Consider the following 13595-nt stretch of genomic DNA (forward strand, 5'->3'; position numbering starts at 1 on the left):
TAAGTTTCCTTCGAGATTTTTTTATTATCTATATTTATTAAATTCATTACTCTAACTTTAAGATAATTCTTGCTTGGACAATCGCGTTTAAATTGTCCCAATGATCCTTATTGTGAATGTCTCTAAAAAAAGCAAAATCTTGGGACTCTTCGTGGTACACAATCCCATCAGACACCAAAATATCTGCATCAGTAAAGTCAGAAGTGAAATGAATGATTTTTTTATTAAATATCGTTAGTAATTTACTTTCGATAACTGGTACATATTCCGGATGATGCAACATCGATATAGCAATAGTCACTCTTTCATTGTTTTGGATAGGCAAATAATACGAAAGGATATGTGCTAACTTGTTCGCAAATATTTGTCTATCCCCAACTTGAAAATTCCTGTTTTTGACTATTTCCAATAGTAGCTGCTTCACTTCATGGATTCTACTATTGGGACTATTTTGATTAGCCACTCCCTTTAAATTCTCGAAATAAATATTTTTGTATGCCCAACTATTGATGACACTTTCATATAAAATCACATGTTCCACATCGGAATTTATCTTATATTTTTCTGATAATGTTTCGACGACATTCATAGAAAAATCAACGATTTCGTTCTGTTTATGCTCTTTGAATTTTTTGCCTAAGACTATCTTGTCCTGCTTGCTTGTCGTTTCAGGGATGAGAAGTTGTCTACAAAAATAAAAGAATGCAACTTCTTTTTCTCTATCTTCCATGTTTCGCGTTGGTATCAACTTTGTTAGCGAGTCCTCTTCATACAGTTCTTTCATATCAGCGAATAGTTCTATCGCTGTTTTGTCCAAATCTTGTATGATATACCCACGTGACACAGCATTTTCAAGTATCGAGAATAGAATGTCATGCTTTGCTTTTGTTGTCTTCAACCTCTCATAGTGTCCACCTACTAGGTCAATATTCACTCTTGTTTGGCTATCTGCGAAAACATTATAGGCCATGATTTGTACCAGGTAATGATATGTTCTGATAGACATCTCATTGCCTTCCAAAGAAATTGATTCAAAATTACTATTAATAGTTATTGGTATTTTTTGATAATGAAAGATATCTTTCAGCCGACTGATCAATTTATAACTATAAGACTTACTAAACATCAACTTTTCGGAAATATCGACTACACGAGTTTTTCGGTGTTTCAAGAGATAGAGCAATAATTGAAAATAAGGTGATTCATTAAAAAACTTTTTTTTCAAATTAACAAATACTTGAAGCAACAGTTCCTGATTAACACCTTCGATTAAACCAATCGTCCCCTTTTCTAGTAAAAAGAAAGATGAAAATGTAAAATTCAATTGTTCGAAGTTTTCTTCGAGTTCAACCAGTAATATTTTCGTTTGATACATCGTTAAGTTTAACCGCTCACTTAATTTATTCAATGACAAATATTTTTCTGTCACTAGAACCGTAAACAGTTGCAACATTTCGTTTTGCTTTTTTGTTAAGTAACGGCTACTAAACGTATCCATTATATATTCCATTTCTTCTACCAACCTTCATTTTTAGAGGATTCTATACTAAGAAGAATTCATTTAGTCAGAATGTTTCATTTTTTATTTTCAGCGAACTATACCGATGTCTCCTAGTTCAACTTGCATGGCTGTTGTATTGGTCTTGCCTGTACATTTTGACTTGATTACTAAGGTAGTGAAGCTTTGATCATGTATATTTGTCTTTCTACGGAATTATTATCTAAACACCTTCACTTATTTCTAATAAATTTCTATTGATTAAAATTTTTTCTGTTTGTATTACTAGATTCATAAATCTGATGGACCAACCAGCGACAGTAGAAGCTTGCAACTACACGAAAGAATAAAAGAAGGAACACTGATCAGGCAATCAACAAGAGTAGTTTTCATTGATTGGATCAGCATTTCTTCTTTAAATATTCTATAGGACAGACGGATAGATCTACGTATTCTATATTATGATCCATCGTATTATGTCAATCTTCGCACACTTAACTCTTTTTATCTGGCAAGCCTTTCACAACTGAAACTAACTATTTTTTAGTCGGGAGTATTATCCCCAAGGATTATTTACTTCTTGTGCTGTCAAGATGATTTTGGCGCTATCATCTCTGTTTGATCGCCATACGTAATCATTTGCATCTAAAATGACATCGAAATCTTTTTCAATCTGTACCGAACTCATTCGCATTACCTGTTGTGCTTGAAGATGTGGGTTTGAAGGTTGAATGTCTAGTCCATTTCCATATTGGTCAAGTTTTGCAAAAATATTCACAAAAACATCCTGTGATTTTGTATTATTTACTGTAGCAGTTGCTTTCAAGACCTTCGTTTGTTTACGCATATCTGAGTTTAAGTCAAAATCAGATAATTTGAAATCGACTTTGTTTGTTGTTCCTTCATTGAAAGTGATATCTAGTTTTCCATCTTGGACTTCAATCGGTATTTGTTTTTCACTGACTGCCTCGGATGCGTTTACTAAGCTTGGGTTACTACCTACTAACAACAAAGTTGATAGCATAACTGTTGTGGATACCTTTTTTTTCATTGTTGGATAGCCTCCGGAATTTAATATTTTTTTCACAAAATCAGTTTACATTAAATTTCCTTATAGGGTTTATCCGAACATTCAACTCTTTTTTTAAAAACAGGATAATCTTTCACCACGTTCTTTGCTACATGATAGAAACTTGTCCGGAAAGATGGACTAGGCTCACTCCTTACCTCTATAAAAGCTCCCTATTTGTCCTTTGATCAGAGTTATTAGACCTTTTAGGCGTGATATTTCGACCAAAACCGTATCCGGTTATCAAAAAAATTTCCATGAGAACTTATTCTCTTACATTCATCAAAAATATCAACTTATTTATATTGGAACCGAACACTATGCGGGTTTTGTTTATATGGCAACATATGATGATGACGTCAAAAGAGTTGGTGGTTAGGTTGAGGAAGTAAGAGAAGCAAATGATAAAGAAGAAATTCTTCGGAATCGTTCGTTGTTTAGATAATCAATAGACTATAACACACTATATAATAAAAAGAAACCCCACATAGTTGTCGATCTTCAAGTTTATAGGAGGTACAAACTTGTTCTCAATCGTCTCGTTTTCATCATCCATGATAAAGACGCGATGAATTAAGAACAGCTTGGTTAAAGCTAATTAATCTATTTTGTGCCTAATAAAATATGAGGAATGATGATCTTTATTTATATTCATAAGAATCTATGATTTGTTTCTATCATTCGTTTCTTTAAGTACTAAAAATATTTTTTCTGATTAATCGTCTGCCTAAAAAAATACCCCTCTCATGTCATACGACACAAGAAGGGCATTCTTACAATCATTTGATTATTTGTTTTTTAAGTTGTAGAAAGATTTCAAACCTTTGTACTCTGCAACTTCACCAAGTTGGTCTTCGATACGTAATAATTGGTTGTATTTCGCAACACGGTCAGTACGTGAAAGAGAACCTGTTTTGATTTGGCCAGCGTTTGTTGCAACTGCGATATCAGAGATTGTTGAATCTTCTGTTTCACCAGAACGGTGAGAAACTACTGCAGTGTAACCAGCTTCTTTAGCCATTTCGATTGCTTCGAAAGTTTCTGTCAAAGTACCGATTTGGTTAACTTTGATAAGGATTGAGTTAGCAATTCCTTTTTCGATACCTTCAGCAAGTTTTTCAGTGTTTGTTACGAACAAGTCGTCACCCACTAATTGAACTTTGTCGCCTAGAACTTCTGTCAATTTCTTGAATCCATCCCAGTCGTTTTCGTCTAATCCATCTTCAATAGAGATGATTGGGTATTTAGATACTAATTCTTCGTAGAATTTGATCATTTCGTCAGTTGTTTTTTCGCCTTCGCCTGAATCAGCTAATACGTAAACACCTTTTTCTTTGTCGTAGAATTCTGAAGAAGCAGCGTCCATTGCAAGAACAACGTCTTTACCAGGAACATAGCCAGCTTTTTCGATTGCTTCGATGATTACTTCGAAACCTTCTTCGTTTGAACCAAGGTTAGGAGCGAATCCACCTTCGTCACCAACTGAAGTTGCTAATCCACGAGATTTCAAGATTGCAGCTAATGCATGGAATACTTCCGCACCCATACGTAGTGCTTCTTTGAATGTTGGCGCGCCAACAGGCATGATCATGAATTCTTGGAAGTCGATTGAGTTATCCGCATGTGATCCACCGTTGATGATGTTCATCATTGGAGTTGGTAATACTTTTGTGTTGAATCCGCCTAGGTAGTGGTATAAAGGTACTTCTAGGTAGTCAGCAGCTGCACGAGCAACAGCGATTGAAACACCAAGAATAGCGTTCGCACCTAATTTACCTTTGTTAGGAGTTCCGTCTAAAGCGATCATTGCTTTGTCGATAGCCATTTGGTCACGTACATCGTAGCCAATGATTGCTTCAGCAATGATGTTGTTTACGTTGTCAACAGCTTTGATTACACCTTTACCGCCATAACGAGATTTGTCTCCGTCACGTAATTCAACTGCTTCGTATTCACCAGTTGAAGCACCTGAAGGAACCATTCCACGGCCGAAAGCACCGCTTTCTGTGTATACTTCTACTTCGATTGTTGGGTTACCGCGTGAGTCTAGAATCTCGCGAGCGTAAACATCAGTAATAATTGACATGTTTTGTCTCTCCTTTGAGTTTGGTTTTTTCCTAAGGGATTTCCCTCATATACGATTTTAGTTAATTTTGTGTCTTTGTGCAAACATTTCTTGCATTTTTCACAAATTTTCAATAATTATTTTACAGCATCAAGTAATGCTAAGAATGAATCCGCTTCTAAGCTAGCTCCGCCAACTAATGCGCCATCCACATTTTCTTTTGCCATATACTCAGCAATGTTCTCAGGTTTTACAGAACCACCATATTGGATACGAACTGCTTCTGATACTTCTTTGCCGTAAAGTTTTTCAACTGTTTGACGTACCACGCCACAGATTTCGTCAGCGATTTCAGCATCTGCTGATTTACCTGTACCGATTGCCCAGATTGGTTCGTAAGCAATAACTAGATTACTTACTTGACCTTCTGTTAAGCCTTCAAGACCAGCAGTGATTTGTCCTTCGATCCACTCAGCAGTTTTGCCTGCTTCATATGTTTCTAATGACTCACCACAGCAAAGAATTGGGATCATACCGTTTGCGAAGATTGCTTTCGCTTTTTTGTTGATATCTTCGTCAGTTTCGTGGAAGTATTCACGACGCTCAGAGTGACCGATGATCACATATTGTACACCTAGATCAGCTAAAGCTGCTGGTGATGTTTCACCAGTGAATGCACCTGAGTTTTCCCAGTAAGAGTTTTGTGCAGCGATTTTCAATTCTGTACCTTCAGCTGAAGCCATTAATTCTTGTAAGAATAATGCAGGAGATCCAATCACTGAATCTACTTTATCATTTGAAGGGATCTTGTTTTTTACTGCTTCTGCAAAATCTTTTGCTTCAGATGCAGTTTTGTTCATTTTCCAGTTACCAGCGATAATTGGTTTACGCATGATATGCACTCCTATTCAGAATGTAAGAGGACTACAGATTTGAGCAATCTGTAGATGGTCCTCTCACCATTTTATTTATTCGTTGATTTTATGCTTATTTGTCGTTGATTGCAGCTAGTCCAGGTAATTCTTTCCCTTCAAGCAACTCTAAGCTTGCACCGCCACCTGTTGAGATGTGAGTGAATTTGTCTGCAAAACCTAATTGTTCCGCAGCAGCTGCAGAGTCACCGCCACCGATGATCGTTGTAGCATCTTCAAGGTTAGCGATTGCTTCACAAACACCGATCGTACCTTTAGCGAAGTTACTCATTTCGAATACACCCATTGGTCCGTTCCATACAACTGTTTTTGCACCTTGTAATGTATCAGCAAATAATTTAACTGAAGCAGGACCGATGTCTAATGCCATCAAGCCTTCAGGAATATCTCCTTCGATGACTTGTGTTTCTACATCATTTGAAAATTCAGGGGCACAAACGTTGTCGATTGGTAAAACTAATTTGTCGCCTGCTTTTTCGATCAATTCTTTTGCTAAAGCTACTTTATCTGCTTCAACTAAAGAGTTACCGATCTTGATGCCTTTTGCTTCGTAGAATGTATAAGTCATTCCGCCGCCGATCAAGATTTTGTCTGCTTTAGGAATCAAGTTTTCGATGACACCGATTTTATCTGAAACTTTCGCTCCACCTAAGATCGCGATCATCGGACGTTTAGGTTCTTCAACAGCTTCGCCGATGAACTTGATTTCTTTATCCATCAAGAATCCAGCAACTGTTGGGATACCTGTTGAAGCAATCCCTACGTTTGAAGCATGCGCACGGTGAGCTGTACCAAACGCATCATTGACAAATACATCACCTAAAGAAGCCCAGTATTTACCTAATTCAGTATCATTTTTGCTTTCTTTTTTGCCGTCGATGTCTTCAAAACGAGTGTTTTCAAAAACAACTACGTCTCCGTCTTTCATGTCAGCAATTGCTGTTTCTAATTCTGAGCCACGAGTTTCAGGAACGAAAGTTACTTCTTTACCTAGCAATTCGCCTAAACGTTTTGCAACTGGTGCCAAAGATTTTCCTTCTTTGTCTTCTTCTGTTTTCACACGTCCAAGGTGAGAGAAAAGAATCGCTTTTCCGCCTTGCTCCAACACATAATTGATTGTTGGTAACGCAGCTTTGATACGTGTATCATCAGTGATGACGCCGTCTTTCAAAGGAACGTTGAAGTCAACACGGACAAGGACTTTTTTATCTTTTAAATCAATATCTTTGACTGTTTTCTTAGCCATTTGATTTCCTCCTAAATAAACATCTTATCAAAAAAAGCGGAGAAGCGCGATTGCTTCCCCGCTTTTAAGTGTACATGGATATAGGTTACACTTGTACGATTTATCTTATAAGTTAGCGAAGTATTCTAAAGTACGTACTAATTGTGCAGTGTATGACATTTCGTTGTCGTACCAAGCAACAGTTTTAACTAATTGTTTGTCGCCAACAGTCATTACTTTTGTTTGAGTAGCATCAAATAATGAACCGTAAGTCATACCAACGATATCTGAAGAAACGATTTCGTCTGTGTTGTAACCGTAAGATTCGTTAGCTGCTTCTTCCATTGCAGCATTTACTTCATCAACTGTTACGTTTTTATCAAGAACTGTAACTAATTCTGTTAATGAACCAGTTGCGATTGGTACACGTTGAGCAGCTCCGTCTAATTTACCGTTCAATTCAGGGATTACTAAACCGATTGCTTTAGCAGCACCTGTTGAGTTAGGAACGATGTTTGCAGCAGCAGCGCGTGCACGGCGGAAGTCACCTTTAGGATGAGGTCCGTCAAGAGTCATTTGGTCACCTGTGTAAGCGTGGATAGTTGTCATTAATCCTTCAACAACACCAAATTTGTCGTTCAATGTTTTAGCCATAGGAGCTAAACAGTTAGTTGTACATGAAGCACCAGAGATAACTGTTTCTTTACCAGTTAATGTTTCATGGTTTGTGTTGTAAACGATTGTTGGTACATCGTCTCCACCAGGAGCTGAGATAACAACACGTTTAGCACCAGCTGTTAAATGTTTTTCAGCAGCTGATTTTGAAGTGAAGAAACCAGTACATTCTAGAACGATGTCTACGCCTAGTTCGCCCCAAGGTAATTCTTCAGGGTTACGGTTAGCTAATACTTTAACTTCTTTTCCGTTTACGTTGAATGAACCTTCGTGAACTTCAACTGTTCCGTTGAAACGTCCTTGAGTTGTATCGTATTTTAACAAGTGTGCCAACATTTTAGCATCTGTCAAATCGTTGATTGCTACTACTTCGATTCCATCTACATCTTGGATACGACGGAACGCTAGACGTCCAATACGTCCAAAACCATTAATACCTACTTTAACTGTCATTTAAGATTTCCTCCTTATGAAAATCAAAAAAATATTTATTTTAAAGGGATACCCCTTTTAAAATCTCATTAGCAGCGGCTTCATCTGTGATGAGCCACGTTTGTTTTGGTGCATTATTCATATACGCTCGAATTGCTTTGGCTTTGGCTTTCCCCCCTGCAACTGCAAGGATGATCGGGACCTTAGCTAAGTCTTTTAATTCGATGCCGATTCGTGGGACTTTATAAACGACTTCTCCTTTTTCATTGAAGAAATAGCCAAAAGATTCCGCAACGGCATTGGCTTGTTTCAACATCAGCAATTCTTCTTCATTCATCTTTCGTCGCGCTGCCATATGCAACGCCCGTCCAATACTATGAATAACACAATTCGCCTGACTTATCAAGTTTAAAACTTCTTGTATAGACGGCTCATTGAGTAATGAATTGTAAGTAGCCAAGCTTAATTGTTCCGGCACATATAATGCTCGGTGTTTTCCATTTGCCTTTGTAGCCATTCTAGCACTGACTGAGTTCGCTTGTACAGTAATCGCCTCGCCGATCCCACCTCGCGCAGGAACAAACAAGTTATGGCGCTTGCTATTTTCTAAGCTAGTCAGTTGCTCTGCAACGATCGCCATTGTCGTTCCTCCCATGACTGCGATGATATTATCGCCTTCCGGAAGTAGTAGATTCAGTGATTCGTCTAAGGTTTCGCCAAAAGCATCTGCTACTTTTGGTTGTTGTTCACTGTTTCCAGAAACAACGATACAGCGCTGGTTTCCAAAATACTCAGATAGTTTCATTTCAATCTGATGCATTCCTAAAAGTTGGTCCATAAAGCCTTCGAGGCTTTGATAGACTTCCTCTCCTTTTTTCGTCAGCGTCATACCACTTTTAGAGGCGTTGATCAGTTCAAGTTGTTTGAGCAGATCCGTTTCTGTTCGTAAGACACGTTCGGTCATACCCATGCTTTCCGATAAACTACGACGACCAATTGGCTGCATCCAGTAAATATTGCGCAAAATCTTATAGCGTTCTTGCAAAACATCCATGATGTCTGGCGCAACAGCTTCAATCAGTTTCAATTCATCTAACATAGCGATCTCCTTAGTTGGACATTTTTCGTCCAATGTAGACTCAAAACGACCCATGTGATCTAAAAAAATAAATCGGACTTTCCAACTTGCACGTTTTCTACTAGGAAAATCTCAACCTCACATGACATAGTCTAACAGTTTTGTCCGTATTTATCAACAAAAAAAGACTAGAAAAATGTTTAAGATTCTTCCAGTCTTCCATTCAATTATTTATCATACCGTTTTCTTTTCGATGAACTAGGGATTCCTAACAAGTCACGATATTTGGCAACTGTTCGTCGAGAAATCGAAATTTTGTCATTTTTCAGTAGTTCTACTAATTTTTGATCAGATAATGGTTTGCTTTTATCTTCCGCATCTACTAGTTCTTGGACTTTTTTCTTTGCGGTATCTGCTGATAGATCTTCAGTACTCTCTGCATTTGTAGGTTGGAGTCTCGTCGTAAAGAACTTTTTCAATTCGAAGACACCAAAATCGGTTTCAAGATACTTGCCATTGACTGCTCGACTGACCGTTGATTCGTGGACGTCGATTTCTTCTGCGACTTCTTTTAAGGTCAATGGGCGGATCGGTCGTGCGACATTTGTAAAGAATTCTTTTTGCCGAGAAACAATGATTTGCGCCACGCGCATGATCGTATCACCACGTTGCAAAATCGTTTTTTGCAGCCATTCAAATTCTTGTTTTCGTTCTTTCAAATAGGCTTGAGTCTCTTTATCTGCTTTTTTTTGCATCTGTTGAAAATAAGCTTCTTGAAAACGTACATTCGGCTGGTTGCCTCGATTTGAGATGACTTGGACTTCTTCACCTGTTACGACAACTTTGACATCGGGGATGATATACAAACCGCTACTATTGTCAAAGACTCGTCCAGGACTTGGGCTAAGGGTTTGGATATAATCAAAGATTCGTTGTACGTCGCTTAATGGAATCGCAAAATGTTGGGCGATCTCTTTCCATTTGCGTTCGACTAATTGATCAAACCATTCTTCCAAGACGATGTAAGCCAATTCGGGCGCATAGTCGTCTCTTTCAGTTTGTAACATCAAACATTCTTGTAAACTTCGCGCCCCTACACCTGCTGGCTCTAACTGCTGGATCAGTGTCAATGCGTCAAGCATTTGGATCGGCGTCGCATTCGTTTGTTGGATGGCGTCTTCTAAAGAAATAGTCAAAAAACCATTCAGGTCGATATATTCGATCAAATATAAAATCAATTTACGTAAGAAAGTATCTCGGTAATTCAAATGGACTTGTTCGATCAATGATTCAAAAAGTGAGCCTGTTGTATCAGGAATTTGATTCAAGTAGCTCGTCTCTTCTCCCTCATAACTGGCATTACGTTTTTGGTAATCGGGTTGCCAATCCGGTTCGATCACTTCTACTAAGGGGTTTTCCAACGCCTGATTTTCAACAAAAGCCAGTAGCTCTTCGCTGTTATACTGCAAGACTTGGATGGACTGTTGGAGCTGTTGTGTCATGGCAAGTTTTTGTGTTTGTTGTTGTTTTTGTGAAAAATTTTGTTCAAATTTCATTTTTTTGTCCATTCCCCTTGTAATTTATTTTTGATTTCGATACAATTGTTGCAGTGCTTGCGTCCTTAGTGTAGTGGATATCACGTAAGATTCCGGTTCTTGAGACGGGGGTTCGATTCCCTCAGGACGCGTCTATTGTTATCTTAGCATATTTGTGAAGATTTTGCTTTCAAATTTCTAAGAAAAAAAGCGGTTTTCCTATCTAGGAAAACTGCTTTTTTTGATTTTTTCATGGAATTTTAAAAAGTAAACCGATCTTCAATGTAACTATAGTAGAAATGATTCGTTAAAGGTCCATGATTATAGCGCTCTGTCACACTATCCCCTTGACGAAGCGTTAAACCGTTTCTTAAAGTGGCTGTTTTTTGATCATAAAAATCACCATTGATGAGATAAAATATTCGGTTAGGGTCCTCTAAATAAGCAAATACATCCCCTGTAAAATGTTTTTCCAATCCTTGATCAGCGGATTTCAACTGAACGGATAAAATCGACTTGATTGCTCGGAAATTTCCACTTTCACTCGTTTCACAGTATAGCAATAAAGTTGGTTGGTATACTCTATTGACTGTTATGTTTTGAGAAAAGATACGGTAGATTGCCCCATTATGTATTGCGCCTTGCACCATTTGCTCAGTATAGCCGAGCTGTTTTTTAGCTTCTTCTTCGGTTAGTTGATATTCTCTCGAAATGACACGAAGCAGTTGCTGAAAGTCCAACTTACTGGACATGGTGCGATATGTATTTTCTTCATTTTTCGTTGAAAGATTTAAAGAGGTTTGCTCTTTTGGTGATGAATGGACTAAGAGAAACACCCCAAATAAAATCACAAGAAAACCGATTACTTTTATTCGTATTGACTTTTTCATTGATTACTCCTATTTATTTGTTATTCTTCTGTCTATAATCATAATCGGAAATAGCCAATGAAGCAAAGAGTTTTTATAAAAAACAACCGTTTTTTATTTTCAAACTTGATTCTATAACCTGTTTCCTCAAGAAGTCACTACAGTAGTGTTTAGCCTCAAAAATTAAGGCGCCATCCACGAAAATTATTTTTCAAATTTTGGTGGATGGCGTCTTATTTTTCGAAGAGTTTACTTCTGTTTCCGCCGTTTATTCGATTTTAGGTGGTGTAAGAGGACTCAAGTCCCATTCTTTTTCATTTTTTTATCAATCATAAGGAACATAATCTTCGTAACTTTCTTCGTTATTCAATGCTTCATTTTCAATAAAATAGTTCATACCGCCCATCAATTCCGAACTCATTGGTCCGTTTAAAGATAAATCATGACGTTCAATCATTTCCCGGTATTCATCTGCACTGATCACCGCACCGGTTTTCAAGCTCTTGTATTGCTTCGGTGTTTCCTCCACTTCCTGATCCAACTTTGAAAAATCTGTTTCTTTGTATGACACGAAATAGCCATGAGAGAGTTTCCGTTCGACTACTTCATTGCATTCAGGACAGCGGATCGGCATTTCTTTTTCTCGATGCTTCACAATGTGACGTACTTCATTATAATAGAATTTGGTCTGACAATTGGGACATTTTAATTGATCATCTAACATATCGATCGTCTCCTTTTATATTTGATTGTCATGTCTCAGTTTCACTTTCATCATACTCTTTTTTAGAACAAATGAAAAAAGATTCGCTGACATCCCTAATGCTTTTCTCTGAAGCATTTCTATAAGCCACAAAAATATGCCTTCGTCCTTAAGGAGAAACACTTTTGGTTTTCTAGTTGACGTTCTGCCTTACTCTCTAGAACTTTTTTCTTTTGTTCGAAGACAAAAAAAACTGCAAGGCTACTTTTACAAGTAACTTGCAGTTCTATGTGATTTCTCTTACTTATTCTTCTGGGAAATCTTCGTCTTCAAATTCTTCGTCTTCTTCTTCGTCATCGTCTTCGATAATGCTTAGATCTTCTTCGATGTTTCCTGGGATTTCTTCTTCGTCGTCTCCAGTATCTGCACCAATTTCTTGTAAGTCTGAATTGTATGCAGCGATTTCTTCATCATCGTCATCTTCATCTTCAAAAAGATCATCATCGTCTTCGTCAGACAGATCAGTATCTTCTGGGTCATCATCGTTATAATCGATGGCATCTTCGTCATCATTGATAAAGGCATTGACTTTTTTGCGTTTACGACGACGTGGTGTATCCTCGTCTTCTTCGTCGATTCCATGGTTGACTTCTTCATCGATCGAATCGATGGCATACCATGAACGCAAGCCCCAACGATTGTCGCCTAATGAAATAAAGCTACCGTCGATATTTAAGTCAGTATAAAATTGTGCGAGTGAATCACGAATGTCACTATCTGATTTGCCAAGATATGTTTGAATCTCATTTGCTAAATCAGAAAAGTCCATCACATCACCACGCTGCTCTAAGATCGCGTGTGCGACTTCGATCATTGATAATTCGTTTTTGTTTGCACCTTCAAATACACTAATTTCCAATCAGGACACGTCCTTTCACAGTCTACTCCTTATCATACAAAATCACAGGTAAAAAATCAAACGTTTCTTTGCTATTTATGCAGTAAAATCTAAGACCATCTCATATTCGCCTATTTTTTCGACACCCATGAACAAATCGTAATCGATCATGACTTTGCCAGCCGTTGGACGATCTTTTAGACTAACATGTAGTTCTTTTGTGAATGTGTCGACTTGGATCATTCCATAAGGCGTGCGGTAATGGGTTTCTAGACGCTCCCGATAGGCAAATTTTAGACGCATACGCATTTCACCAGCACGGATCAATTGCACGTGACCATCTGGCATGATCTTGATTGTGACAGGAATTTCTTCTTGTCCTTCTTGGATCTCTTTATAGCGTATGTATAAGGTATCGCCAATTTTGACCATCTGTCCTTTCAGATCAAAATAAAAATCTTGTTGCTCTCCTTGTTGTTTCACTTTTGTACGTAATTGTATCGAAATCGGTAATCCAGATCGTTCCATTTGACATTCTCCTTTTCTCATAGCTACATTGTTCCCACTTTCCACTGATTTGTCAACTGACAGGTATAGAGAACAGATAACTTTTTTC

At 37.8% G+C, this 13595-nt stretch carries 12 protein-coding genes and 1 tRNA gene; 1 reads left to right on the plus strand and 12 read right to left on the minus strand.

All coding sequences use genetic code 11. The features are described from left to right. Window positions 1-46 precede the first annotated feature (46 nt). The 8 genes from IGJ00_RS11195 to rpoN all read right to left on the minus strand — a co-directional run bounded on the left by IGJ00_RS11195 (window position 47) and on the right by rpoN (window position 10530). Complete coding sequence (locus IGJ00_RS11195) at window positions 47-1510, minus strand: helix-turn-helix domain-containing protein (RefSeq protein ID WP_065095697.1); 1464 nt, start codon at window positions 1508-1510, stop codon at window positions 47-49. 544 nt (window positions 1511-2054) lie between these two features. Further along, complete coding sequence (locus IGJ00_RS11200) at window positions 2055-2549, minus strand: hypothetical protein (RefSeq protein WP_019723101.1); 495 nt, start codon at window positions 2547-2549, stop codon at window positions 2055-2057. Window positions 2550-3354: 805 nt separating this feature from the next. After that, window positions 3355-4653 carry a phosphopyruvate hydratase gene (gene eno, locus IGJ00_RS11205; RefSeq protein ID WP_010734865.1) on the minus strand — a complete coding sequence of 433 codons (1299 nt, stop codon included), beginning with the start codon at window positions 4651-4653 and terminating at the stop codon, window positions 3355-3357. 116 nt (window positions 4654-4769) lie between these two features. Continuing rightward, window positions 4770-5525: a triose-phosphate isomerase gene (gene tpiA / locus IGJ00_RS11210; protein WP_019723102.1), complete on the minus strand. Its 756-nt coding sequence runs from the start codon at window positions 5523-5525 to the stop codon at window positions 4770-4772. Between the two features lie 94 nt (window positions 5526-5619). Then, on the minus strand, window positions 5620-6810 hold the full coding sequence (locus IGJ00_RS11215; RefSeq protein ID WP_086334982.1) for a phosphoglycerate kinase: 1191 nt from the start codon (window positions 6808-6810) through the stop codon (window positions 5620-5622). Window positions 6811-6915: 105 nt separating this feature from the next. Continuing rightward, window positions 6916-7917, minus strand: a complete 1002-nt coding sequence (gap, locus tag IGJ00_RS11220; protein ID WP_010734862.1) for a type I glyceraldehyde-3-phosphate dehydrogenase — start codon at window positions 7915-7917, stop codon at window positions 6916-6918. Between the two features lie 40 nt (window positions 7918-7957). Further along, window positions 7958-9049 (minus strand): sugar-binding transcriptional regulator, encoded by a 1092-nt coding sequence (locus IGJ00_RS11225; RefSeq protein ID WP_438844439.1) that lies wholly within the window; start codon window positions 9047-9049, stop codon window positions 7958-7960. Window positions 9050-9201: 152 nt separating this feature from the next. Then, on the minus strand, window positions 9202-10530 hold the full coding sequence (rpoN, locus tag IGJ00_RS11230; RefSeq protein ID WP_142433277.1) for an RNA polymerase factor sigma-54: 1329 nt from the start codon (window positions 10528-10530) through the stop codon (window positions 9202-9204). A gap of 59 nt (window positions 10531-10589) precedes the next feature. Between rpoN and IGJ00_RS11235 the strand changes: the two genes are divergently transcribed. Next, window positions 10590-10661 (plus strand) — tRNA-Arg (locus tag IGJ00_RS11235). Window positions 10662-10769: 108 nt separating this feature from the next. On the opposite strand, the gene IGJ00_RS11240 is transcribed toward IGJ00_RS11235, so the two are convergent. From IGJ00_RS11240 to IGJ00_RS11255, 4 genes are all read right to left on the minus strand, one after another. Continuing rightward, window positions 10770-11399 (minus strand): hypothetical protein, encoded by a 630-nt coding sequence (locus tag IGJ00_RS11240; protein ID WP_438844440.1) that lies wholly within the window; start codon window positions 11397-11399, stop codon window positions 10770-10772. Window positions 11400-11703: 304 nt separating this feature from the next. Next, window positions 11704-12102 (minus strand): hypothetical protein, encoded by a 399-nt coding sequence (locus tag IGJ00_RS11245; RefSeq protein ID WP_081367424.1) that lies wholly within the window; start codon window positions 12100-12102, stop codon window positions 11704-11706. Between the two features lie 283 nt (window positions 12103-12385). After that, complete coding sequence (rpoE, locus tag IGJ00_RS11250) at window positions 12386-13000, minus strand: DNA-directed RNA polymerase subunit delta (RefSeq protein WP_071866726.1); 615 nt, start codon at window positions 12998-13000, stop codon at window positions 12386-12388. A 75-nt stretch (window positions 13001-13075) separates the two neighbouring features. Beyond that, complete coding sequence (locus IGJ00_RS11255; protein ID WP_071866725.1) at window positions 13076-13507, minus strand: DUF1934 domain-containing protein; 432 nt, start codon at window positions 13505-13507, stop codon at window positions 13076-13078. Window positions 13508-13595 lie beyond the last annotated feature (88 nt).

Origin of the sequence: Enterococcus sp. AZ062 (genome assembly GCF_051715065.1) — a bacterium.
GTDB classification, from domain to species: domain Bacteria; phylum Bacillota; class Bacilli; order Lactobacillales; family Enterococcaceae; genus Enterococcus_B; species Enterococcus_B mundtii.

Coding starts and splice junctions, on each gene's coding strand:
- IGJ00_RS11195 (WP_065095697.1), bottom strand. CDS start 1,510: ATGGAATATATAATGGATACGTTTAGTAGCCGTTACTTAACAAAAAAG.
- IGJ00_RS11255 (WP_071866725.1), bottom strand. CDS start 13,507: ATGGAACGATCTGGATTACCGATTTCGATACAATTACGTACAAAAGTG.
- IGJ00_RS11240 (WP_438844440.1), bottom strand. CDS start 11,399: ATGAAAAAGTCAATACGAATAAAAGTAATCGGTTTTCTTGTGATTTTA.
- eno (WP_010734865.1), bottom strand. CDS start 4,653: ATGTCAATTATTACTGATGTTTACGCTCGCGAGATTCTAGACTCACGC.
- IGJ00_RS11225 (WP_438844439.1), bottom strand. CDS start 9,049: ATGGGTCGTTTTGAGTCTACATTGGACGAAAAATGTCCAACTAAGGAG.
- IGJ00_RS11245 (WP_081367424.1), bottom strand. CDS start 12,102: ATGTTAGATGATCAATTAAAATGTCCCAATTGTCAGACCAAATTCTAT.
- tpiA (WP_019723102.1), bottom strand. CDS start 5,525: ATGCGTAAACCAATTATCGCTGGTAACTGGAAAATGAACAAAACTGCA.
- gap (WP_010734862.1), bottom strand. CDS start 7,917: ATGACAGTTAAAGTAGGTATTAATGGTTTTGGACGTATTGGACGTCTA.
- IGJ00_RS11215 (WP_086334982.1), bottom strand. CDS start 6,810: ATGGCTAAGAAAACAGTCAAAGATATTGATTTAAAAGATAAAAAAGTC.
- IGJ00_RS11200 (WP_019723101.1), bottom strand. CDS start 2,549: ATGAAAAAAAAGGTATCCACAACAGTTATGCTATCAACTTTGTTGTTA.
- rpoN (WP_142433277.1), bottom strand. CDS start 10,530: ATGAAATTTGAACAAAATTTTTCACAAAAACAACAACAAACACAAAAA.